Source organism: Pseudoalteromonas sp. S4492, from assembly GCF_005886115.1.
Classification (GTDB): domain Bacteria; phylum Pseudomonadota; class Gammaproteobacteria; order Enterobacterales; family Alteromonadaceae; genus Pseudoalteromonas; species Pseudoalteromonas gelatinilytica.
Genome location: NZ_PNCP01000035.1, coordinates 1 through 25,536 on the forward strand (window position 1 = coordinate 1; position 25,536 = coordinate 25,536).

Genomic DNA, 25,536 nt, shown 5'->3' on the forward strand with positions numbered 1-25,536 from the left:
CATACCACAGCTTAGAGAACACACAAACTAAGCTTTTGACAACAATTTGGTTGAGTCACCGCAAGTGCAGTGACTCGGAATAAAAAAGCTTAGAGAACACACAAACTAAGCTTTTGACAACAATTTGGTTGAGTCACCGCAAGTGCAGTGACTCGGAATAAAAAAGCTTAGAGAACACACAAACTAAGCTTTTGACAACAATATGGTAGAGTCACCGCAAGTGCCGTGACTCGGAATAAAAAAGCTTAGAGAACACACAAGCTAAGCTTTTGACAACAATTTGGTTGAGTCACCGCATGCGCAATAACTCGGTATATAAAAAAGCCCAGAGAACACACAAGCTAGACTTTTTGTGACAACAATTCGGTTAGCGCATACACTCTCAATGGTGTGAAGCTGTTTAGCTTAAAAGCGCTGATGGGTTAACTTTAGAGTAATCCCTCTAAATCGACAAACGATTAAAATAAACCTGATAGATGAATTTTTTTAATCTATTCACATGTGAAGTCCTTTTTATTGCCATAACAATACCTTAGTGATTAAATAGGGTGTTTTTTAAACATAATAATTATTTAAAATGGATTTTTATGAAACGCTTGACGCTTTACTTATCACTCATCTTTACAGCTCTAAACTTTAGCCCTTTTGGTGTGAATCTATGTCGCGCCGATGAGGGTCGTACAGTCACTCACTCTGAAATTAATTGGTCTGAACTTGCTATAAAAGATGTTGAAGCGGCTTATCAGTTATCGGTTATCAATCACCCTGGTATGCATGATGTACGTAATCCAGGCTTTGCTAAACAGCTTGAAAAAGCAAAGCAAGAAGGCTTAAAGCTGGCTGTAAAAGCGCATAGTTCACAAGGTTTCGCTGCGGCTATTGCACGATTTAGAACTGTTCTACAAGATGGTCACGCTGGAGCGATTGATACCTTACCAAGTGAATTAAAACCACAAAGAAGTTGGCCGGGCTTTTCGACTGTATGGCGCGGTGATGCGTTAAAAGTGTATTACAGCGAATTAGATACAGTTGCCAAGGGTGATAAGCTCGTAAGCTGTGATAATACAGCAATTAATACTTTGCTCGTTGAGCGTGTTTTTCGCTATTACGGCGAAGTTGAGCAACCCGGTAGTTGGTGGAATCATGGCTGGCGACTAACTATTGATGACGGAAACCCGTTTTTGTCGCCGCTTAATCACTGCACGTTTGAAAAAGCCGACGGCTCTGTTTACAGCTTAAAGTTAAATTGGCGTATTAGGCCTGATGATGTCAGTGGCAAACTTAAACATGCTTACAATGGCGATAAGTTACCAATCGAACTTAATTGGCCTTTAAAGGATATTGCGTGGATCAGTATGCCAACGTATGCACCCAATGAGCAGCAACAAGCAGATTACCAAACGATGCTGAGCGCCATTGAACAGCAACATGATAAGTTAATGCAAGCTAAAGCTGTGGTACTTGATCTTCGCCATAATCAAGGTGGCTCATCGATGTGGAGTGAGCAAATAGCCTCAGCACTTTGGGGCAGTGAACAATTTAAATATGGCCGCTATAAGTTACACAAAAATACCCAAGTGTGGTGGCGAACTTCTAAAGGCAATACTGACTATTTTGGCGATGTAGTTGCAAGCTATGATACGGCTAGCCCTTGGTATCAATGGTTAAAGACAACCCACGAAAGTATGCAGGCGGCTTATGATAAGGGTGAACAATTTTATGTCGAGATAGTCTCAGCAGAGCAACAAGCAATGCCAAAAAACGCCAGTCAGTTTACTACACCCGTTTATGTGATTGTGCCAGGGCAATGTGCCAGCGCTTGTCTAGATGCACTGGATAGTTTTAAGCTGTTTGCAAACACACAATTAGTTGGCGCACCAAGTAGTACTGACTCTACCTATATGGAAGTGAGGCTCGAAACCTTACCTTCAGGTTTTGCTAAAGTCATTCTGCCGATAAAGGTCTATGTAAATAGACCCAGAAAAAAAGGCTTTTATTATCAACCTGATATTAAATTCAATGAACTTGAATGGACAACTCAAGCGCTTGTTAAAATGATAGCTGAGTTGTAATTAAGCAGTATCTTTAGCTAAGCGTTTGGTAGACCCTAAGGGGAGTGACCTTGCTTGAAGAAGAGCAACACTTTTTAAATTAAATTGTGTGTTAACTGGCTAATTCAGTCACAGGCTCTTCTGCTAACCAGTTAAGGGCCGCTGTTTTTGACTTAAATACACTCATTACCATGCCTGCTCGTTTATATAAATTGCAGTAGGTATCACTCAACAAGCTACCGCCTTCAAGCCCTTCTTTTATCACTAAAGCTGTTTTGGCCGGCGCAATGCCTTTACGTCGAAGCTCAACAAAATACACCATTAGTTTTTCAAGTGCACCGGGTGTTGCCATGCATGAGTTTTCAAACTCAACCAATTCAAACCATTGACCATAATCAGCGCTGAGCTTGTTGATGTAATCTTTTTGCATAAAAGAGTGCGCGTCAATAATCTCTTCGTTGAAAGGCCCTGTAGCAGTCGTTAAAAGCACATGTTCACGTTGATAAAACTCGACAAGCCCATGGGGTTTAAAATCTTTGAATGGATAATGGTTGGTTGATACTTTTTTATGCATCCGTTCAATCCCTGAATATTTAATGAGCTATTGATAATAGCAATGAAATAAATTAATTCAATCTTTAGGTTTAAATTATTGTTAAATTAATAACAAAAGTATTAGTTTGAGTTACCAAGTAGACCCCGCCTGAATATAAATTGCGTTTTGTTCAGGGCCATGGGCTACATCTAAGCCAATACTAATTCCGTAATGCTCATCAATTAAATAGCGAAAGCCTGCACCAACAGTGTCTATGGTTTCAGCTTTTGATAAGTCAGAAAAGTTATCGGCTGCCCAGCCCATGCCAGTAAACACATTGAGTTTTATTTTGTGAGTGATTTTATAGCTCGCTTCTGCTTCGGTAACAAATACATCAAGGCCTTGATAGCGAGTTGCAGACACACCGCGAAGGCTAATACTTGGCGGAATATATACCGGTAAGCGTTTCTCTCCTCGGTTATTAACTGAGTCATACTGCATGCGCAGAGCAAAATTGAATTTATCGGTGTAACGCCAGTAATTTAAGGCGGTAAGCTTTAAGCTCGTGTAATCAACTTTACTGCCAATTGCCTCATCATAATATAAATATTCGGCCTTATAATTAAAACCTCGCTCAGGGTTAAGCGGGTTATCTCGGCTATCGTATTCTATTAATGGGCCAATACCTGACGTATTTACATCAAGTGAAAGGTGGTCCTTGATAATATCGTTTTCGAGCAGAAAATCTTCGATAGGGTTTTCGGCTAAGCTTATTTCTACTTGACGATAAATCTGTTTAAAGCCGTAAAAAAAGTTACTGTCGTCATAGCGCAACTTAAGGTTTTGAAACACCGCCGGACCTTCAATATTCAACGATAATGGTGTGAGTAGCTTGATCTCGTCGAAGGTATAAAAATCAAGGTTTATACTCGCCCAGCCAACAATCCCTTGATAGCGAATACGGTCTTCATCCCAAAACGTAATATGACCAACAGCGCCGCCTTTGGTGCCATTTTTAGTGCCCATGAGGCCAACCAAACTTATACTTTGTGGCAGAGTAGAGCCGTCTTTTTTCTTCTTTTTGGCTTTCTTTTCGTTGTCATGAAAAAATAAGCCAACAACACCAAGACCAGGCCCTACAGCTGGCTCTGTAATAAAAGTCGGAATAGGTAAAAATGAAATGGGCTCATCAACTTTTTGCTGTTGATTACTTAATTGCTGCTCTGCAGGTTTTATTGCATATTCATCGTAACTTGATGCAACGCCTTGTGTGCTTAACAAACTTGCTGCAAGCATAGTTATTAATACAACTTTTTTCACTTAATCCCTTACCTTGTTGTTTATTCTTTATTTCACATTTTAATTTATAGCTGATAATTAAATTCTAGACGATGATCACCATCTATAAAGTCAACGTTTTCATTCCAATTTGCGAAATAGCGTAGATTCATACGCGGGTTAATTTGATAACTTGCTGCAAACTCATGGGTCAAAATATGACTTTGGTTTAGACCGTAGTAGTGGTCTTTATAGTTATCGCTACCGCCGATAGTTGTTAGCCAAAATGGATTGTAGTTAAGCCAAATTTTATCGTTAATAGTAATTTTTGCATACATACCCACTAAACCATAGGCTCCCATAATGGAATAACCACTGTCACGACTACCATCATCTTCTAACGTATTTTCACCGAGCGATGCACCCACACCAGCTAACGGGTAAAAGGTAAAACGCCCCATAGGTTTTAGTGCTTTTATATAGCTATACGAAACATCCATACTTTCGTCAGCAACAAGGTTGGCATTTAGGTTATAGTTGGCATCAATCTGTGTTGCACTCATAGTGCTTAAGTCAACTGAGAAGTTTCGAAAGCGGAATGAGTCAATTGAATCCGTCGTTTTGCTATCGCTCTCCCAGCCTAGCGCATCGCCATATATGCCTTTTACTTCAATCACATTCATGCCGGCAGTTGTTGCTATGCCCGTATCGTATGCTTGGCCAACTTTGAAATTGAGCCCTTTATTTGTAGCGCCAACTCCTACTTGAGTATAAACGGCCAGAGGGTCTGACATGTCTTGTACTTCTTTTTTCTCAGCCGCATGGCTCGAAGCTGCAATCATAAGCGTTAGTAAAGAGGGGAATCGAAGAGAAGTCATGTGTTTTCCTTACACAAAAGTTTGAAAAATTAATGTTTTTTAGTTTATATAAGTTGAAATTAGATACTTTTAGCTTAATAAATTCTCGACTTCAGCCTCTAAAGAGGCATCCATTTATTCCTTTCTGAAATAAAAATAGCATAAAAATAGTGACAAATGCGAGAACAAAAATCGAACAAGCCTCAGTTAATAAAACGAGGCAATCAAAAAGCACTTAAGTATTGTTTTGCTATTGTTTTTCAGTGGCTTAATAAAAATGTGTGATTTTTGTGGAAATTTGATTTAAATCGTTTTTGCCGCTTTTAGAGACTAGACTGGTTTGTTTTTTAATCTATACTGAAAGCTGCTCATCTAGAGTAAAAAGTACTATTAATGAAAAGGGATGATTTATGAAAAAACTAATAGCGGCGGCTATTTGTGGCTTAGTTTCAACGGTAAGCCTAGCAGCAGATAAACCAAACGTATTAGCCATTATGGTTGATGACGTTGCGCCAATCTCACTCAGTGCATACTCGCACGGTATGACCTACCCAACCCCCAATATTGATCGCATTGCTAACGAAGGAGCGTTGTTTACAGACCACTATGCACAACCTAGTTGTACAGCGGGTCGCGCTGCGTTTTTAATGGGGCAATTACCAATTCGAACAGGCTTAACAACGGTAGGCCAACCGGGTAACCCGCTTGGCATTAAAGAAGCCGATCCTACGCTAGCTGAATTTTTAAAAGATCGCGGTTACATGACTGCGCAATTTGGTAAAAACCACTTAGGTGATTTAGATGAGCACTTACCAACAAAGCATGGCTTTGATGAATTCTACGGTAACTTGTATCACCTCAATGTATCCGAAGAGCCTGAACAAGCGGATTACCCGAAAGATCCTAAGTTTGTGAAAAAATTTGGTCCACGTGGTGTTATCGAATCTTACGCCAACGGCAAAATCATCGATACTGGCCCACTTACTCGTAAACGTATGGAAACTTTTGACGAAGAAGTGTTAGAGCGCTCACTTAACTTTATGGAACGTGCAGTTAAAGCAAAAAAACCTTTCTTTATTTGGCATGCGTCTAGCCGTATGCACGTTTACACTCACTTAAAACCTGAAAGCCGAAACTTAGCGACGGGCATTAGTTCGGAAGAAGACGTATTTGGTAGTGGCCTGATTGAACATGACGGTCATGTAGGCAAGCTGCTTGATAAACTTGATGAGCTAAAAATTGCCGATAACACCATTGTTATTTACACCAGTGATAATGGTCCTGAGCAATCAAGCTGGCCTGATGCAGGTACAACTGAATTCCGCGGTGAAAAAATGACAACTTGGGAAGGCGGCGTACGTGTGCCTTTCTTAGTTCGTTGGCCAAACAAAATACCAAAAGGCTTAAAGCTAAATGGTATTTCATCGCATGAAGATGTTTTCCCTACAATTGCGGCTGCATTAGGTGAAAAGAACTTACGTGAAAAGCTTAAAAAGTCAGATAAAGTGTATATTGATGGTGAAAACAACCTAGCTTACTGGACTGGCAAGGCGGATAAGTCTGCGCGTAACTATTTCTTCTATTACTATGAGTCACAGCTTACAGCAGTGCGTTTTGGTCCATGGAAAATGCACTTTGCGACTAAACCAAATGGCTTATATTACGAAGACATGGTAACTCATAGCATGCCTAAGCTATTTAACTTACGTAAAGATCCATTAGAGCACTATGATGGAGTAACAGGTTTCCACCAAATCATGCGTAAGAGCTGGTTGCTACAGCCAATCATTGCTAAGTTAAACGAACATGTACAATCTTTTGTAGAGTTCCCACCACGTCAAGAGTCAGCGTCTCTTAACGTGAATGAAGCAATCGAAAAAGCAAAATCACTAAACTATGGTCATTAATTATTATCCATAAGTTAAGTTGAAAAGGGCCTGTTAGGCCCTTTTTTAATACTTATTAATTGATGCTATTCATCATTTCGAGCTGTTTTACAAACTGCTCAACTTGTTGGTTACCCGGTACCAAGCGGGCGAGGTTTCTGGCATAAAACAGCGCTTGTTTGTAGTTCTCTTGTGCCACATACCACTGTGCCAAACTGTAGCTAATATCCGGGTTATTCGGTGTTAGATTAAAGGCGCGCTCAAGGGCCGCTATGGCTGCGGGCATATTGCCTAAATCTTGTAACAGTAACGCGTAGGTATACTGATAGTTTGCATTTTCTTGTGCGAACTGCGCGGCTTTTTGTAAATGGTTAAGGGCCGTGTCTTTTTGTTTTGTGCGAATAAGGCTCATTGCCAGGGCATAATGAATATCGCCGCTTTCTGCATTTACGTCTAAGCCTTGTTTTAAGATGGTTTGCGCTGCTTTTTCATCACCTTGATTACGATATAAATCTGCTAAATTGACATAAGCAGGAGCAAAAATAGGCTCAACACTGATTGCTTGCAGGTAATGTGCTTTGGCTTGCTCAGGCTTTTGTAATGTGAGCGCCAAATTGCCTAAATTGGTATGGGAATAGCCACGCTCTGCTTGGTATTGCTGAATGCCTTTGTACTCATCAAGGGCTGCATTTAAGCGCTTGCTGTCTTGTTCATTAAGACCAGCCGGAAATGGCTGAATTAACATGGCCGCCAGTGCTCTTGCAGCTTCGGCTCTGATGGGTAAATGTTCATCATCTAAAAGCGGGTTTAATAGGCGCCAGCGCTGATTGATATCAAATGGCATAGCCGCTTCAATGGCGGCTTGGCGTTTTAATGGTTCGTTGTCTTTTACTGAGCGAGCAATCGCAACGACAGCATTATTATCCGGGCTTGCTGCTAAGCGGCTTAATGCTGAAGCGCGAATAATCTCAGGAAAGCTTTTATCTTGCACTATTTTGGTCAGCATGGTTGAGGCATTAGGTAAACGATTATCGGCAGCATAAAACGCCTCCGAAAAATGCGCAGTGCCAAGGTGTTTTGAATGAGGATGCCAGTCTTTTATTTTGGCAACCGCCCACTGCGGTGTCTTATCTTCATGGCAGCTATTACAGGCATTTGGGGCATTGGTTTTTAATGTTAAATCTGGACGCGGTACCCGAAAGCTGTGGTCGCGCCTTGCATCAACTTGCATATAAGTAGTAGTGGGCATATGACAATCAACACATTGACTGCCTGTACTTGCCACTTTATGACCGTGATGTTTAGGCGTATCGAACACCTCTTGGCTATGACATTGCGTGCAGGTTTGATTACCCGGCAGCTTTAATTTTCCCGAATGAGGGTTATGACAGTTACTACATGTTACCCCTGCATTGAACATTTTACTTTGTAAAAATGAGCCCCAAACATAATCTTCGTCCCACACTTGACCATCAACGTGATAAAGCTCAGGAGTCAGTAATGAGCCTTGAAAGTGTTGTAAAAAACTATGAGGGTCTTTGCGGTCGTCGAGTTGTGAGCGGCGTGAGTGACAGGTTGCACACACTTGCACTTGCTCGCTTTTTACCAGAGGCTGCACGCTCTGCATACTGCCATCAGCGTGTTGAGTAAACAGTGGGGTTTGCTTTTTAATATTATGCGTAAAGCCTTTTTCAGCAATACTGCTATCGCCATCAGCCCATTTTAAATGAGCTTGTGTATCGCCATGGCACGCTTTACAGCTCACGTTAATACTTGAATAAGTTGAATCAAAGCTATTTGTTTTAAGATCAAATTGCTTTTTGAAATCCGTTGAATGGCAATCGGCACACATGTGATTCCAGTTTTGGCCTTTTTGCGACCAATGAAATAGGTCATGTTTTTTCTGCTCAGGATGCAGTACAAACCAGCGCTGGCCACCGTTTGTTTTACTGCGTGAGTCCCATGCAAATGGAAACAGCTGAATGTGGCCTTGACCCATATCAAACATGTATTGCTGCAATGGCTCATAGCCAAATGTGTATAAAACAGGGTAAGCAGTCAGCTTGCCCTCAAGGTTTGGCATGCTTATAAAAAGTTGTTGGTCTTGTTGATAAAAGCGCGCTTGCTGGCCTTGATAGTCGAGGGTTTGTTCGTTGAAATTACCAAGCACTGAAGCGGGAGTGGCTTTTTCCATAGCATGAAAATGATGGGAGGTTTGCCAGTCTTCAACTTGGCTTTGATGACAGTTCACACACTGGGGTTCTGCAAATGCACTAAATGCGAAAAAGCTGCATAACAGCCAAGCCAATCTTATCACTGAATAAATCCTTTTTATTTTTACCACATGCACTTAGAGTTATATCAGTTTGTTATTGATAAGCAAAGTCAGGTAGGCAAACAGCAGCAATAAAATCAGGGATGTAAGGTGAAATAAAAAGAAAAAGCCCGAGAAACTCGGGCTAAGTAAGTTATAGACTTTTCTTCGGTGGCAGCGCGACGTTAGCAAAGATAAGCCCCGCCACTAATGACATAAATATCAAGAAGGTTTGTTGACCAATATGTTCGGCATACACGAAATCTTGACCTTCAATCAATGAGTTCAAACCAATATAGGTTTTACTGCCTGGCACCAATACTATCAAGCCTTGCATGGCAACAATGGAGGCGGGTGCATTAGCAACACGGTTAAACAAGTTACTGAACACTCCAACAGATAAAGCGCCAACAAATGTGCCCAATGTGTAGTCTAGATACATGGCAGAACCAATACTTGTGCCATACGCGATAAAGCCAGAAGCAATAGACCAACCCGCATGCTTTAGTTTGGTTCTAAAAATGACAATTAGGCTGCTACAGAGCATGAATATAGCAAGCCATGCGGTCCATTTTGGTAAAGGCTCTGGTTGCACGTAGTCTGCTTGACCAAAAATAGCGAAGCCAATACCAATACCAATGAAAGCACCAAAATACAGCTTAAACAGCAGCATGAATGAGTCCATCACCCGTGCTGTACCAGACACCAAGTGCCTTGCTGCAAGCTCAGCTAATCCAAGTGCTAATGCTAAACCGGGTATAAACACAATGATGGCTGAAAGCACCACCAATCGAATGTTTATTTCGGCGTCTAGGTAAACACTGACCGCACACGCGATAATTGCAGAAACAATGGCAACTAAAGGCTCAAGCATATGCGCAACGCGTTTTGAGCGTGTTGACCAAAGCACAAACAAATACACCACTAAGGTGATCAGTGCTGACCAAAATACATCATTCCAGCCTGTGCCCATTAACATGGCAAATGCACCGCCAGAGGTTGCAAAAGCAACGCCGGTCATAAATCTATTATATGGGTTTGGCAGGTTATAAATGATGTCGAGTTGTTTATCGACCTCTTGTAGCGTTAGCTCACCGTTGAGCATTTTGTTTACTAAGTCATCGGTATCTGCCAGCGAGCCTAAGTCGTGATCGCCCGGATCAACACGCGCAACATGGGTGTACTCTTCTTCGTGACCATCTGTCCAAATAACAAAGGTGACAGATGTTGGCGACATAACAAAAGATGATTTTAAGCCGAGGTAAGTCGCAACTTCCATTAAGTGCGCTTCTAGTCGGTATGCAGGTGTACCGTATTTATGAAGCATTTTGCCAAGCTTCACGATAAATTTTCGTTTTTCAGTAAACGTTGCGGTTTTCAAAGGCGTTTTGAACCAAAGGTTAAATTGTTCAGTTAAGGATAGACCAAAATTCAATAAGATATAGTCTAATAGCAAGACTATATCGCTTAAATTGACCAGCGCGATTTTAGCGGCAAAAGCCGCTATGTCTAGTGTTATTTACGGCAAAATTACTTATTTTTTGCTTCAATCCACTGCGCCATATATTGGGTCGAACGCATGGTGTGATGTTTGAGCATTTGGCCTGTAAAATTTAGCTCTCTATGCTGTGCTAATGACTCACTAATAGCGGTAATTTTAGCGATTAACTGCGATTGAAGTTTTGATTTGTCATAATATTTTTGCAATAACAGCTGGCCATTTTGCTGTGCCTGAGTAAATAACGCTTCATCTTGATAAAGTGCCACTGCTGCATCAGCAAATTGCTGTGCATCTTCACAGATTGCACCTGACCATGGTTCGTCTTGATGCATGCCTTCACTACCAATTGGGCTTGTTACGCTTGGCGTTTGCATGATCATCGCTTCGAGTAACTTGCCTTTAATACCCGCCCCAAAACGTAGTGGCGATAAACACACACGGGCATCTTCCATTACTTTATAGGCATCATCTGCCCAGCCCTTAATTAAAAATCCGGTTTTCGGATTGTTAAGGGCTGTCGCCTTTGGTGGCGGGTAAGAGCCATAAATGTGGAGTTCGGCATCAGGTAATTGCTTGCGGATCAGCGGCCAAATTTGTTGTAAGTACAACACAGCATCCCAGTTTGGCGCATGACGAAAATTACCTATGGTCATAAAGTGTTTGCGCTCAGCAAATGCTTTGGTGCTGGTGGGAATATGCTGTAAATCAACCAAAAATGGTAAGTGGTGAAGTAGGGCGCTATCGACTTTGAAAACGTCATTGAGCAGCTGCATCTCGTAGTGCGAGATAATTAAGCTGATGTCTGAGCGTAAAATAGCCGCGATTTCTCGTTTTGCAATATCACTGTGTAAATCGCTATGGCTGAATGCTCGACCTGCTTTATGAGCGTCGTGGCGGGCATTTCTTAGGCACTGTAAATCTTCGGTATCAAGAATCTTAAGTGCATTAGGGCTGTATTTATCGACTCGCCAACCGAACTGCTCTTCCATCATAAAGCGGTCAAACATCACAATATCAGGGTTATACGCTTGCACGTACTCATCAAAGCTTGAGCAGTTTAATGCAATGACCTGTGTGGTAATGCCATCTACGCTGAGATCCACCATGTGCTCGGTTTTTTGCGCGGGGCTTGCAAATTCAACTTGCCAGTTTTCTGCGCGAAAGGCGCGCAGGAGTGACATCATGTGGGTGCCGGCTGCCGACGAATTAGGCTCAGGCCATACATAGCCGATCACTAACACTTTTTTCATTGACTTGAGTCTCGTATTTTTAAGTTAACATCCACCAAAGTGCGAACTGGGGGTGTTGATTTATCTAAGAGTTCTTTTAACACCTGACAGGTGCGTTTACCGATTTCATCGGCATTAATGGCGATGGTTGAAAGAGAAGGCAGCATTAAGCGCGAATCTTCTAAGTCATCAAAGCCAATAACTTTGATATCTTGACCCGGCTCTAGGCCGTGTTGACGCATTGCTTCAATCGCGCCATAGGCAATCACATCATTAAAACAGACAATGGCTTTGGTATTTGGTGCTTGCTCTATAAGGGTATTAAAGGCTTCTCGGCCCCCTTGGCGATTTGTCGGCGCTTGAATAACGGGTTTTTCATCGGTGATATTAAATTGATCAAGCGCAGACAAAAAACCACTTAACCGTTCATGGTAATCAGATATTTCTGCCGTGCCGCCTAAAAAGGCTATTTCTTCAATGCCTTGTGATAAAATATGGCTGGTTGAAATGTGCGTGCCTTTTTTGTTGTCAGGCAAAATACACGGCGCTGCTGAAAACGGAATTTCACGCATGATATTAATAACCGGAAAGCCGCTATTTATTAAATCATCCTGCCACTGCTGTTGTGTGCCCGGAGCCGGACACATGATGAACGCCGAAACGTTGTATTCTTTTAAGGTTTTTACCACTTGGGTTTGTCTTTCTACACACTCTGCAATATTCACGAGCATTGGCAGCATGCCAAGTTCAAAAATGTGTTTTTCGAGACCAACAGCAAGCTGAGCTGAATAGGGGTTGGTTAAGTCGTTTATAACCAACGCAACGAGGTTTGAGCGTTTGCTGCGAAGTGCTGCAGCATCACGGTTATACACATAACCAAGCTTATCAATGGCAGCCAGTACTTTTTCTTTACTTTTTTTACTGACCTTATCACTGTTGGTAAGGACCAAAGACACGGTTGATTTTGAAACTTGCGCTTGTTCAGCAACATCCCAAATTGTGACTTTGCCTGTCGATTTTTTCATTTTTATTAGCAAAAAGTGGTGAATAGAGTGCTTTTATTTTAGCGTAATTTAGCAGTTTAAGTCACTGATTGGCTGCTAAAAGAGTCGAAACTCTTTATGAAATGCTGCAAACATGTTCTACTTGTTTACAGAATAGAAAATAAAAACGAAAAAGGAACGAACATGAAAGCATTCAAATTGCTTTTTGCGCTGGTCATTGGCGCAGCTGTTTGCACACCCAGTTTTGCCAATCAAGGTTATCAAACCCCATCGCCTGCACTGGCTGCTGTGGTTGATGCTAAGCTTGCACCGAGTAGTTATTTATCGAATGATGGTCAGTGGTTGGCGTTATTTGATAGAAAACGCATCGATACCTTACAAGACTTAGCCAAAGAAGAGTTAAAGCTTGCAGGTATTAAGCTTAATCCAGCTAATTTCTCGCGCTCGAGAGAACGAAATAAATTTACATCTTTAGTGCTTAAGCATGTCGAAACCGGTTCTGAAATTGTTGTGTCGGGTTTGCCAAACGGTATTTTACGTTCACCAAGTTGGTCAAGCGACAGCCAGTACTTGGCGTTTGTGGTTGAGCAAGCAACGAGTGCTAATCTATGGGTTTATAATGTAAGCACTAAACAAGCCCGCCAGCTCAGTGATACCTCGCTGAACTCGGTTTTAACCAGCACACCTTACACTTGGCTGCCAGATAGTAGCGCCATTGTTGCTAATGCCGCGGTCAATATTGGTAAAACGCGCATCAGCAATGACAGCACGCAAGTCGTGCCGGTTATCCAACAAAGCAGTGGTGAAAAAGCACCTGCGCGTACATATCAAAATTTGCTAACTAGCCCATATGATGAAGCGCAATTTAAATTCTTTGCACAAAGCCAATTGACTTATATTCCGCTCAGTGGTCAAGGCCAACCAATTGGTCAACCGGGCTTAATTAAATCGTTTTCGGTCTCGCCTGATTCTACCAATATTTTGGTTGGTATGATTGATGAGCCTTTTTCGTATCAAGTGCCTTACAGCCGATTTGCTGCAACTTGGCAAATTTGGGGCATGCGTGGCTATACGTTAGCAGAGCTTGCGAAGCAGTCTTTAGCAGATAACATTCCACAAGGCTATGACAGTGTGCGTACTGGTCGCCGTGATTTTCAATGGCGAGCAGATCAAGGCGCTGAAGTCATTTGGGCAGAAGCGCAAGACGGCGGCGATATGAAAACCGACGTGCCTTATCACGATCACCTTTATAGCCTAAGAGCACCTTTTAAACGTGATCCACAGTTATTTGCTAAAGTCGAACGCCGATTTGATTCAATCGCTTGGGGCAATGGCAATGTTGCTTTGTTATCTGAGTGGCGCTTTAGCGATCGACAAGAGCGCGTCTTTGTAATTCAACCGCGTAATGCAGATAAAAACCGTGTGCTATTTTCAGAGCGCAGCTATAACGATGCTTATAAAGATCCAGGTTACCCAATCTATGAAAAGAATGATTTAGGCGCTGACGTATTAAAAGTTGTTGGCGGCCGTTATCTTTTCTTACGTGGTAATGGTGCCTCTGAACAGGGCAATATTCCGTTTTTAGACCGTTATGATGTAAAAACCAATACCACAACTCGCGTTTGGCAATCAGAAGCGCCATATTATGAGCGTGTGCGTGCCATGCTTGATGACGAAGGCGAGCGTTTAATTACCATTCGCGAATCTAAAACTGAGCAACCTAACTTCTTTATTCGCGACCTAGACGATAAAACCCTGACCCAACTTACGACTTTTGAGCACCCTTATCCAGAGTTTAAAGGAGTGACTAAAGAGTTAATTCGATACAAGCGTGATGACGGCGTTGAGCTTAGTGGTACGCTTTATTTGCCGCCGGGTTATGATGCAACTCAAGGCCCGTTACCAGTTCTAATGTGGGCTTATCCGCTTGAATACAAAGATAAAGCCGTTGCGTCACAAATGCGCGAATCGCCATATGAGTTTACCTATATCGGTTATTGGGGGCCAATGCCTTATCTTGCAAAAGGTATTGCCGTATTTGACGACCCGAAAATGCCAATTGTGGGTGTTGATGGTAAAGAGCCGAACGACTTATTCCGTAAGCAGCTGGTTGCAAGTGCTAAAGCTGCGGTAGATGTACTTGTTGAAAAGGGTGTGGCAGATAAAGACAAAATTGCCATTGCCGGTCACTCTTATGGTGCCTTTATGGTGGCGAATTTGTTAGCGCACAGCGATTTATTTAAAACCGGTATTGCTCGCAGTGGTGCTTACAACCGCACCCTAACGCCATTTGGTTTCCAAGGTGAAGAGCGTGATTTTTGGCAAGCGCAAGATGTGTACGCGGCGATGTCACCGTTTTTCCATGCTGAGAAAATCAATGAGCCTATGCTGATGATCCACGGTCAAGAAGATCCAAACTCGGGTACCTTCCCAATGCAAAGTGAGCGTATGTATGCTGCATTAAAAGGCCTAGGTAAAGAAGCCCGCTTAGTGATGTTACCTTATGAGGCGCATGGCTATCGTGCTCGTAAGAGCCTGCTACATGTGCTTTGGGAGCAAGAGCAGTGGTTAGATAAATACTTATTAAGTGACGAAAAGCCCGCAGAGCCAGTTGCCGCTGACGGTGTTACTCAGTAATTATTTAGTTACTTACATAAAAAATCCCCGCCCTTTAAGCGGGGATTTTTATTTTAACGGTAGTGTTTTTGTTATTAGAAGCCGCTTTAAAAGAATCGATTTAACAATGAGGAGTATTTATTTAACACTAACTCTGGGTAATCGGTTTTAATTGCTCGCTTAACCAATCAATAAATACTCGGGTGCGCCTTGGTAAGTGACGTCGATTTGGGTAGACAATATTCATAGGCATGGGTGGTAAGTTGTAGTCAGGTAAAACTTGGATAAGTTCACCACGGCTGAGCTCGTCGAGAACCCCATGACGAGGCACTTGAATAAGGCCAAGCCCTGCTAAACACGCTGCTTTATAAGCATCCGTATTGTTGACTGTGAGCTGTGATTTCATGGTGAGGGTTTGCCAATCGCCTTGTGTATCCTGGTATTCAAAGCCGGGGTCAAGTTGACCGAGTGTTTGGCTATAGCGAACAATGTAGTGCTCGGCTAAATCGCTAAGCTTTGTGATGTTGCCAAAGTTTTTAATATAACCTGGGCTTACACAGTTAATCATCGGGCAGTGGCCAATTCTTTTCGCAATCAGCGATGAGTCTTCTAATTGACCGACTCGTACTACACAATCAAAGCCTTCTTCAATTAGGTTAACTCGTCTGTCAGAACTACTCAGTTCAATCTCTAATTGTGGGTGTGCAGATAAAAAACTGTCTAGATTCGGCAGCACTAAGCGTCTGCTAATTGGCTGTGGCATATCTACTCTAAGACGCCCTGATAACGCTTCGTCTTTTTTATGAAAAAGGGTTTGTAGTTCGTCTATATCAGCAAGCATATCTTTGCAGCGCTGATAAAAAACTGTGCCTTCGTTGGTCAGCGTGACTCGCCTTGTTGTGCGGTTTAGAAGCCGAGCACCTAACGTATCTTCGAGTTGTTTGACCAACTGCGAGACAGATGATTTAGGCATGCTCAGTGCAAGTGCTGCAGCCGAAAAGCTTTTTAGCTCTGCAACCTGAACAAAGGTTTTCATGGCATTTAGTTCATTCATGATTGTTTGTTATTTACGAACAGTTAATTCAATTTTACATGGTTTATCTGGTTTTGCAGTGTAAATATACTGGTTGCTCAAAATAACTCCAAAGCAAAAGGTAAACATGATGAGCAACAAAATTGCAGTGATCACAGGTGGTAATCGCGGTTTAGGTAAAAATACAGTTTTAAGTTTGGCACGTAAGAACATTGATTGCGTATTTACTTACAGAAGCCATAAAGATGAAGCGCAGCAAGTTGTAGAGGAAGTCGCAGCGCTAGGGGCAAAAGCCGTCGCCATCCAACTTGATGTGAGCGATATTTTAGGTTTTGCTGAATTCAAACAAACACTTGAAAGTACCTTAGTAACACAATGGCAAACCTCTCGATTTGATTATTTAATCAATAATGCAGGTCATGGCAGTGATAGTGCATTTGCTGATACCAGTGAAGCTATGTTTGATAATTTGATGAATGTACATGTAAAAGGGGTGTTTTTCTTAACGCAAACACTGCATGAGATGATCAATGATGGCGGGCGTATTATTAACTTATCTTCAGGGCTGACACGTTTTGCATTACCAGGAAAAGCGGCCTACGCCACCATGAAAGGGGCCGTTGAGGTATTAACCAAATACATGGCAAAAGAACTTGCTGGTCGCAATATTGCCGTGAATGTCGTCGCACCCGGTGCAATTGCCACTGATTTTGGTGGCGGTGCTGTCCGTGATAATGAGCAGGTTGCGCAATTAGTCAGTTCATTTACAGCCATGGGGCGCGTTGGCCAAGCTGATGACATTGGTCCTATGATTGCGCAGCTACTCGGTGATGAAAACCGTTGGGTGACCGGGCAGCGCATTGAAGCATCGGGCGGTATGTTTTTATAAGTCTGTTAGCAATCGCGTGTTTGTTTGCTTATTTAAGTGAATGTGATTTAATCGCTTTCTCTTTTTAAGCAATAAACATGTGATTGCATTTATGCTCGATTTAGCAGTACTCGCGGTTTTTATTCCGACCTTTTTCTTTGTGTCTATTACACCAGGTATGTGTATGACGCTCGCCATGACGTTAGGGATGAGTGTGGGCGTTAGACGTACGCTGTGGATGATGGTCGGTGAGGTGTTAGGCGTTGCCACGGTAGCCATTGCTGCGGTGATTGGGGTTGCCAGTATTATGCTTAATTACCCTGATTTATTTGCCTTTTTAAAATACCTAGGTGGCGCGTACTTAATATACTTAGGTGTTAATATGTGGCGCGCTAAAACCAGCTTTAAACCTAATGATGATACACAGCAACATATTGGTCGTGGGCAATTATTTTCGCAGGGGTATATCACTGCCATTGCAAACCCAAAAGGGTGGGCATTTATGATTTCTTTACTCCCTCCGTTTATTAATGTTGATTTAGCAGTTGCCCCACAGCTAGCTGTATTAGTGAGCATTATTATGCTGAGCGAATTTATCTGTATGTTGATTTACGCAACAGGCGGAAAGAGCTTAAGGCTGTTTTTAGATAAAGGCGATAATGTGAAGTGGTTAAACCGTATTGCTGGCGCGCTAATGATGTGTGTGGGCGTTTGGCTGGCGCTGGGTTAACGCTAATTTGGATAATACCCATCCGCATACGGCAAATGGGTATTATCCTTGTAGCGTCTTAATCAACTAATTCAACTTGCTTAGACACATGGTTAAAGCACAGTCTTAATGTATCAATGGCGGTTTTTGTTTTTGCCGCTAAGCTGTCTCTCGCTGGAGTCACTGCATAAACAGTGTAATTTGGCATTGCCCATTCGGGTGCAATTTCAACCAGCTCTTTCGATTTTAATAAATGCCTTACTTCTGGCTCTGGTAGCACGCCATAGCCAACACCATCACACACTAATTTAATTAAACTTTGCATATTATTTACGGTGATTTTTGCTTTTGGTAATGGCTTACTTGCCAGCGTTAACGGGTTAAACGCATTACTGTCGGCGTTGCTGTGCGCGATACGGGCAAAGTTGCTAAGGTCTTCCCAATTAGCCTTATCAAGTTTACTAATTGCATGGTCTTTATGAGCACATAGCTTTAACGGCCAAGTAGCTAACTTACGAGCAACGAGATTTGAGTCAGTTAAAGGGCCAATCGCAATCGCTAGATCAGCGCCGCATTTGATCATATCAATTGGCTCATCAGTTAAAATTAACTGAATACGTAAATCATCAAACTCGTTGATTAAGCGATCTAAAGGCTCACTTAATAGGCCGCCGCCAAATCCCACAGGCGCAACTAATTTGAGCTCACCACTGGGTTTATTTTGTAAGTGTTGTAACTGTGTACTGGCTTGATCAGCCAGTGCCAACATTTTCAAACAGCTTTGATAATACAAGTGGCCTGCTTCGGTTAATGTGAGTTCGCGTGGGCTGCGGTTAAATAGGCTTAACCCGATTTCTTGCTCTAATTGCTTAATGTGTTGACTGACAGCCGATGTGGTCATCGATAACTCTGCAGCTGCACTGCTCATATTGCCCGTTTCAACAGTACGAGAAAATACACGCAATGTTTTGATCAGCTTGGAATTCATGGTTCAGGCCTTCTTAATTCAGTTTTAAGAAATCGTAAATTGTGAAAATCGGGACTTCTCATTAGTATGCAAACGCTAATTATTATCATTTATAAACAAAAAGTCACGGAGTATTATTATGACGAGGGTTGTTTCTTCTGTTTTACCACTCACCGCTGCTGTGTTAGCAGGTCTTTCCCATTTTGCATACGCTGATGACAAAAAACAAGATATGGAAGTCATCGTCGTTTCGGCTTCAGGTTACGAGCAAATGCTAAAAGAGGCGCCAGCCAGTATCAGTGTTATCGACCGAGAGCAGCTTGAAAAACGTTTTTATCGTGATCTAACCGATGCGATGACCGATGTTCCCGGTGTGGTTGTCACAGGTGGTGGCGACAGAAAAGATATTAGCCTTCGTGGTATGGCCAACCAATACACTTTAATTTTAGTTGATGGCCAGCGCCAAACCTCACGCGAAACTCGACCAAACAGTGATGGTCCAGGTGTAGAAGGGGCGTGGACTCCGCCTATTTCGGCAATTGAGCGCATCGAGGTTATTCGCGGGCCAATGTCGTCGTTATATGGCTCAGATGCAATTGGTGGGGTTATCAATATTATTACCCGCAAAACACCAGAAAAGTGGTACGGCGAACTGCGTTTAGATAGCACCATTCAAGAATCAAGTGAATCGGGCAATATCAATCAAGGCAGTTTCTTTACTGCGGGTGGTTTAATACCTGAGTTATTAGGTATGCAGTTATCAGGTCAATTTTCAAAGCGTGATGAAGACGATTTTGAAGCCGGTTTTCGTGGCAAAGAGCAAAGCAATATCAAAGCAAAGTTTATCTTAACGCCTTCTGATAACCACGAAATCATGCTGGAAGTAGGCTCTGCAAAACAAAAACTTGACGAAACATTAGGCAAAACAGTTGCTCCTTTAGCTGAAGGTGAAAGCTGTGGCCGAAATGGCTGCCCAGAGTCATCAACCACAGAGTACGATCAAGAAACGTATTCACTAAGCCATAACGGTTTTTATGATTTTGGCTCATCACGCAGTTACTTAAAGTACGATAAATTTGATAATACTTCGCGCGAAATGTACGTCGAAAATACCGATGCGCAAACCAGTTGGACGCTGCCATTTACTGATCACAACGCAACACTTGGTGCAGCTTATTTAAAAGAAGAGCTTGATGATTACACCAGTAACAAAATTAGTGATCTAACGCATGTAGAGAACGAGCAGTGGTCAGTGTTTGCCGAAGATGAGTGGTCAGCAACGAAGCAGTTTAAACTCACAACGGGTCTTCGTTATGACCATGATGGTAACTTTTCAGGGCATTTCAGCCCACGTTTGTATGGTGTGTATACAGCGACTAAATCGTTGACGGTAAAAGGGGGTATCTCTACAGGCTTTAGAGCGCCGAATATTCGTCAATCTACCGCGGCCTGGGGGCAAGTGAGTCGAGGTGGTAATATTTACGGTAACCCAGATTTAAGCCCTGAAAAATCAGTAAACTACGAAATGGGTATCTACTATGATGCCAGCCGTGATTTATCGCTTTCAAGCACCGTATTTTACAACGAATTTGAAGATAAAATTACCCGTATTTCGTGCCCACTCACCCAGTGTACGGATGGACCAAACCAGTTTGGTTCGATGCCAACAACCTATGTCAATGTGGATGAAGCCGTTACACAAGGTTTTGAGTTATCAGTATCTTACGACATTACCAGTGAGCTTGATGTCAGTGCCAATTACACCTACACCGATTCTGAGCAAAAAACCGGTGAATACAAAGGCAGCCCACTTAATCAATTACCGAAGCATATTTTACAAACTTCAGTTAATTGGCGCCCGGTTGATAAGCTAGGTACGTGGCTGCGTGTTCATTACCGCGGCGAAGAAAGCCAGCCGACAACAGGTCCGTCGCAAGACAGCTTAATTGCGCCAGATTACACCTTGGCTGATATTGGCGGTAACTACGATTTAAGCCGCAGCATTAAGTTAGGGTTTGGTGTTTATAACTTGTTTAATAAAGAAATTACCGAAGCTGAATACGGATATGTTGAAGATGGTCGTCGTTATTGGCTATCAGTAGGGTTTAATTTTTAAGCCCATACCTTAGTAAAAGCAAAGCCAACGAGTTACGTTGGCTTTGTTAATAAAATTAACTTTAGTTTTGAAAATGACAATAAATCCAGTGGTGCTACCTTTGGGTTGTTTTTTAATGGCTGTATAGCACTATAGTTATAGTTCGCTTTTTAAATAGTTCTACTACATTGGGTTAGTCATCAACTGACAGACAACAATGATAACGACTATAAAGGCGATATATGCAAAAAGTAACACAATTATGTAAACGAAAATCAGCGTCGTTTACTCCACTCGCAGTGCTCTGTGCTGCTATTTTCTCACAGCCAAGTTTTGCAGGGAGTTGGCAGCAAAATGTCAGCATTGGCGGTTTTAATAATGTTCATATTTACACTCCTGATACGCAATCAAGCATAGGCAATGGCCATTCTTTGATGCTGGTATTACATGGCTGCGTACAACCCATTAATAACTACTTAACTGCGAATCTTGAAGATGCAGCCGAAGCCCATGGCATGGTAATAGCCGTTCCTGATGCTATGAATAAGGCAGGTTATAGCTGCTGGTCATATTGGCAAGGAGCAATCAATAGAAGCTCTGGCGATTATAAGAATTTGATTAATTTAGCCAATGCATTAAGTGGTGATGCAGCGCGTAATATTGATCCCAAACAAGTGTATATTGCAGGTTTATCATCTGGGGCTGCAATGGCTGCACAAACGGCTTGTGTAGCGCCTGATGTATTTGCCGGGGTTGCACCCAGCGCCGGGCCGACCATCGGCACAAGTTCAAGTGGGGCAATTTCGACCTGTGAAATAGTGTCTGAAAACACCTTTGTATCCCGCTGTGAAAGCTATGCTGGCAGTTATAAAGATCATTTTTCCACACAAATAGCGGTGATTGGTCACGGTACTGCCGATACCACAGTCAATACCTGTTATAACCAGCAAAACGCAGATGGCTTTGCTGCCCTTTATGGGGTTAATCAACTTTCAGGTACGACAACAATAAGTGATGATGCAACGCGTACCGCTGAGCAGTCACTTTGGCAAGACAATCGGGTTGCTATGCTGTGGTTTAATAATTTGGATCATTCGTGGTCGGGCGGGCAAGGTGCGTCTGGCGATTATGTGGCGGCAAACAGTATTAATTTTGCAACCTATCTCGGTGAGTACTTTGCGGCTAATAATAAACGAGTTGATCGTAATGCAGGCCCTGAAATTAGTAATTTAACTGCCACAGACAGTAATAATCAGCTCACCATTACAGGCAGTGCAGTCGACCCAGAAGGCAGTGTAACGAATGTTGATATTAACGTGTATAGCCTAGCCGGTGGCGCGGCAAGCTTAATTGAGTCACTGAACGTGCAAGTCGATGCGAATAATACTTTTAGCGGGGTGACAAGTGCACTCAGCGATGGACTTTATGAAGTGCGTGTCAGTGCCACAGATAATGAAGCGAAACAAGGTGATGAAGCTAATCTTACGGTACGCGTTGGACCAGAGCCTGCGGCTACAGCACCGCTACTGAGTGACACTGCGGCTAGTGTAAACGGGCAGTGCGCTTTGGTAACGGGCACAGTGATTGATGATAATCAAAATTTAAGCACTGTCGTGGTCAGTTTTAGCAATGGTGATGTGACGGCTACAGTGAATGGGCTAGAGTACTTTGCTGAGCAATGCAATTTGGCTGGTGGCAATAATAACGCCGTGATCACCGCAACTGATGATACTGCGCTTACATCAACAGATAGCATTAGTTTTGTCATCGATGCTGGCGTGACAGGCGATTACAATCTTCATATCAACGAAGGCCATATTAGCTGGGGCGAAGGTTATTCTGCCTGTTATTTAGCGTTTGGAACCGCAGCCTTTACTATGCGCGAGTATTCAGCGGGCACAAATCAATGTCAGTGGATTGCTGATGATGATTCAAGTTGTGCTGGGCCATTGCAGGCATGCAAAACCACCACCGAACCGACTAATGACGCAGACAACGACGGTGTGCTCGATGGCGCAGATAATTGCCCGAATGTGGCGAACGCTGATCAAGCCGATAACGATAATGACGGGGTTGGTAATGTGTGTGACAGCACTCCTGATGGTGAAACGAGTGACTCCGACAGCGATGGTGTCAGTGATAGCCTAGATAACTGCCCGCTGGTAGCCAATAGTGATCAGCTAGATAGTGATGCAGATGGTGTGGGTGATGCGTGTGACTCAACACCGAATGGTGATTACCAATGCACTGAAACCACCTCAAGCAACTATGCGCATGTGCAAGCAAATCGCGCAACCACGAATGGCTCTTACGCCTATGCGGTGGGTTCAGGTGATAACCTCGGTCTTTATAACACTTTTTATACCAGTACCTTAGCGCAAACTAGTGCTGGGTATTATGAATTAGGTAATTGCCCTAATTAATAGATGTGTGTCGCCCAAACGGGCGACACTTTTTTCTAAACAGCGTTTAGAACTTATAGGTCAGAGTTAGGCTTCCATTTGTTGGCGCGCCGTAATAACCCACGGTTTGTAAGCTATTAATATACTGCTCATCAGTAATATTATTAACGTTAGCTTGTACTGCAACTTGGTCATTAATATTCCAACGCGCGAAGGCGTTTAGTAGCGCGTAACTACCTTGCTTAACATTGTAATCAGTACTTTCGATTTTAGATTGCCAACGGCCATTTAAACCAACAACCACTGCATCTGTTAGTGCATAATCCACCGTTACACCAACAACATCGCGAGGTGCCCATTTATTCGTGTCATCACCATTTTCATCTGTTACATCAATATGTGTATAAGATGCGACGATATTTAGAGCGTCGGTGATTTTACCTGTGACTTCAAATTCATAACCTTCTGACTCAATAGACACGCCTTCATAGTAATAAATACCATCTTCAGTGAGGCCCGCATATTGCGCAAAGTTATCTTGCTCTGCAGTAAAGTAGGCAAATGTTGTCATTAGGGCATCATCAAACCAAGAAGCCTTAACACCGGTTTCAAAGTTAGTGCCTTTAGTCGGTGCTAAGTATTGGCCGTTGTAATCAGCTTGCTCTTGCGGCTGATAAATATCTGAGTAACTAGCATATAAGTTTAAATCGTCGTTTAACTTATAGGTAAAACCGATATATGGGCTTGTCTCGCTTTCGTCATTATCGATTGATGCACCGGCATTCATACCTGAGCGTTCAAATTCAATAGCGTTAAAACCAACCACGGTAAATAATTTATCAGTAATATTTAACTGAGCCGAGCCAAAGTAACGGGTTAGCTTTTGTTCAATATCTGAATACAGAACTGGCGTAAACCAATCCGGTTCTGGGATCGCATCTAAATCGTACGGAAACGCAGGCGTTGGTCCATAAGCGGGTGTATTATCAAAATCAAACGGGTGTTGATACATCACATCATCACTTTTAGCATGGCTTACCCCAAAGCTTGCTTGGTGCTCTTTACCAAACAATTCAAAGGCACCAAATGCTTTGATTTCAAATAAATCAGCATCTACTTCGCTGTCGTAGCGACCCGGCCAACCACTTAGGCCAAGATTGGTGTCTTTATCAATGCTGCCACTGGCATAAAATAGTTTGTCTTGCTCTTCAAAACCACGGAAGTTGTAGCTCGCTTGAAGCTGCCATGCGTTTGCAAAAACATAGTTGTATTCAACAAATGCAGAGGTGTTAATGGTGTCCCACATTGTCCACTCTTGGGTGGTTGTGTCGCTGACATCCCATTTAGCTTGCGTACCATCTGTGTAGTTATAAACAAGGCCGCCCCAAGTATTGCCATCGGTATCTGCATCTTGATATGAGTAACCGATAGTAACTGTTGAGTTATCTGTAAGCTGCCCATCTACCACCGCAGAGAAAAACTCGCGATTGTTCTCAAGGCCATCTAGATATGATTCTTTATCTTCTGCAGCAGCCACAAAACGAGCAGCCCAACTACCTGATTCGGTTAATAATAGTGAGTAGTCAGCTTGTAAACGTTTAAAATCCCATGAGCCAACAGAGACACCGATTTCGCCGCCGTTTTCGTTTTTAGGGCGTTTGCGTACATAGTTAAGCGTGCCCGATGCATTACCTACACCAGTAAGTAAGCCGTTGGCACCACGAATCACTTCAATTTTTTCGTAGCCGTATGCTTCCATTGCACCGGTAACAATGCCCCAATCATTCGGTAACCCAACCCCATCGATTTGTGTATTCTTAATTTCAAAACCACGTGATGTATAGTTGGTACGGTTAGTTTCCCATTCTTCAACATTGATACCTGGCGCTAAGCGTAAAGCATCATTAATGTTAAAAGCAGAATAATTTTTTAATTGCTCAGCAGAGATCACACTGATTGATTGCGGAGTTTCATCAATTTCTAGCGCTAAACCTGTCGCGCCTTCACTAATACGGTTTTGTCGAATACCTACAATTTCGATTTTTTCGAGATTAGCCTCTACGTCAGTCGTTTGTTCTGCAAAACTGATTTGAGGGTAAAGTGCACAAAGAATAGCGGTTGCAACAGGCAACTGAGTGAATTTCATTTTTATCTCCGCGTGTTATTTAGCAAATTTTTATAGGGTTATTGT

Annotated in this window: 17 protein-coding genes; 7 read left to right on the forward strand and 10 right to left on the reverse strand. The window is 42.6% G+C overall.

Annotation, left to right across the window (positions count from 1 at the left end):
- Positions 1-587 precede the first annotated feature (587 nt).
- Complete coding sequence (locus CWC28_RS10410; protein WP_138625120.1) at positions 588-2,072, forward strand: S41 family peptidase; 1,485 nt, start codon at positions 588-590, stop codon at positions 2,070-2,072.
- Positions 2,073-2,163: 91 nt separating this feature from the next.
- Here the strand turns inward: CWC28_RS10410 and CWC28_RS10415 are convergent, their stop codons facing one another.
- The 3 genes from CWC28_RS10415 to CWC28_RS10425 form a co-directional block, all read right to left on the reverse strand.
- Positions 2,164-2,625: a hypothetical protein gene (locus CWC28_RS10415; protein ID WP_063701263.1), complete on the reverse strand. Its 462-nt coding sequence runs from the start codon at positions 2,623-2,625 to the stop codon at positions 2,164-2,166.
- A 111-nt stretch (positions 2,626-2,736) separates the two neighbouring features.
- Complete coding sequence (locus CWC28_RS10420; protein ID WP_233999077.1) at positions 2,737-3,906, reverse strand: BamA/TamA family outer membrane protein; 1,170 nt, start codon at positions 3,904-3,906, stop codon at positions 2,737-2,739.
- Positions 3,907-3,950: 44 nt separating this feature from the next.
- Entirely contained in the window at positions 3,951-4,742 is a 792-nt protein-coding gene (locus CWC28_RS10425; RefSeq protein WP_063701259.1) for a hypothetical protein, read from the reverse strand.
- 389 nt (positions 4,743-5,131) lie between these two features.
- On the opposite strand from CWC28_RS10425, the gene CWC28_RS10430 reads away from it, so the two are divergent.
- Positions 5,132-6,628 (forward strand): arylsulfatase, encoded by a 1,497-nt coding sequence (locus CWC28_RS10430; RefSeq protein WP_063701256.1) that lies wholly within the window; start codon positions 5,132-5,134, stop codon positions 6,626-6,628.
- A gap of 55 nt (positions 6,629-6,683) precedes the next feature.
- Here the strand turns inward: CWC28_RS10430 and CWC28_RS10435 are convergent, their stop codons facing one another.
- From CWC28_RS10435 to CWC28_RS10450, 4 genes are all read right to left on the reverse strand, one after another.
- Complete coding sequence (locus tag CWC28_RS10435) at positions 6,684-8,924, reverse strand: CDC27 family protein (protein ID WP_249324965.1); 2,241 nt, start codon at positions 8,922-8,924, stop codon at positions 6,684-6,686.
- Between the two features lie 151 nt (positions 8,925-9,075).
- Positions 9,076-10,302 (reverse strand): threonine/serine exporter family protein, encoded by a 1,227-nt coding sequence (locus tag CWC28_RS10440; protein WP_082873990.1) that lies wholly within the window; start codon positions 10,300-10,302, stop codon positions 9,076-9,078.
- Between the two features lie 149 nt (positions 10,303-10,451).
- Positions 10,452-11,672, reverse strand: a complete 1,221-nt coding sequence (locus CWC28_RS10445) for a glycosyltransferase (RefSeq protein ID WP_138625121.1) — start codon at positions 11,670-11,672, stop codon at positions 10,452-10,454.
- Entirely contained in the window at positions 11,669-12,676 is a 1,008-nt protein-coding gene (locus CWC28_RS10450; RefSeq protein WP_063701247.1) for a LacI family DNA-binding transcriptional regulator, read from the reverse strand. Before CWC28_RS10450 ends, CWC28_RS10445 begins: the two co-directional genes overlap by 4 nt.
- A gap of 162 nt (positions 12,677-12,838) precedes the next feature.
- On the opposite strand from CWC28_RS10450, the gene CWC28_RS10455 reads away from it, so the two are divergent.
- Entirely contained in the window at positions 12,839-15,292 is a 2,454-nt protein-coding gene (locus tag CWC28_RS10455; protein ID WP_105181763.1) for a S9 family peptidase, read from the forward strand.
- Between the two features lie 127 nt (positions 15,293-15,419).
- On the opposite strand, the gene CWC28_RS10460 is transcribed toward CWC28_RS10455, so the two are convergent.
- Entirely contained in the window at positions 15,420-16,325 is a 906-nt protein-coding gene (locus CWC28_RS10460) for a LysR family transcriptional regulator (RefSeq protein WP_082873986.1), read from the reverse strand.
- 106 nt (positions 16,326-16,431) lie between these two features.
- Here CWC28_RS10460 and CWC28_RS10465 point away from each other — a divergent pair, with 106 nt between their 5' ends.
- Both CWC28_RS10465 and CWC28_RS10470 read left to right on the forward strand, forming a co-directional pair.
- The gene (locus tag CWC28_RS10465) at positions 16,432-17,193 is read left to right on the forward strand and encodes an SDR family NAD(P)-dependent oxidoreductase (protein WP_212746796.1); all 762 of its coding nucleotides are present in this window, start codon (positions 16,432-16,434) and stop codon (positions 17,191-17,193) included.
- Between the two features lie 91 nt (positions 17,194-17,284).
- Complete coding sequence (locus CWC28_RS10470) at positions 17,285-17,902, forward strand: LysE family translocator (protein WP_138625129.1); 618 nt, start codon at positions 17,285-17,287, stop codon at positions 17,900-17,902.
- A gap of 58 nt (positions 17,903-17,960) precedes the next feature.
- Here the strand turns inward: CWC28_RS10470 and CWC28_RS10475 are convergent, their stop codons facing one another.
- Positions 17,961-18,869: a LysR family transcriptional regulator gene (locus CWC28_RS10475; RefSeq protein ID WP_138625122.1), complete on the reverse strand. Its 909-nt coding sequence runs from the start codon at positions 18,867-18,869 to the stop codon at positions 17,961-17,963.
- A gap of 118 nt (positions 18,870-18,987) precedes the next feature.
- Between CWC28_RS10475 and CWC28_RS10480 the strand changes: the two genes are divergently transcribed.
- The gene (locus CWC28_RS10480) at positions 18,988-20,964 is read left to right on the forward strand and encodes a ligand-gated channel protein (RefSeq protein ID WP_105173615.1); all 1,977 of its coding nucleotides are present in this window, start codon (positions 18,988-18,990) and stop codon (positions 20,962-20,964) included.
- Positions 20,965-21,185: 221 nt separating this feature from the next.
- Positions 21,186-23,366 carry an extracellular catalytic domain type 1 short-chain-length polyhydroxyalkanoate depolymerase gene (locus tag CWC28_RS22260; RefSeq protein ID WP_212746797.1) on the forward strand — a complete coding sequence of 727 codons (2,181 nt, stop codon included), beginning with the start codon at positions 21,186-21,188 and terminating at the stop codon, positions 23,364-23,366.
- Positions 23,367-23,412: 46 nt separating this feature from the next.
- Here the strand turns inward: CWC28_RS22260 and CWC28_RS10490 are convergent, their stop codons facing one another.
- Positions 23,413-25,491 (reverse strand): TonB-dependent siderophore receptor, encoded by a 2,079-nt coding sequence (locus tag CWC28_RS10490; protein ID WP_138625123.1) that lies wholly within the window; start codon positions 25,489-25,491, stop codon positions 23,413-23,415.
- Between the last annotated feature and the right edge of the window lie 45 nt (positions 25,492-25,536).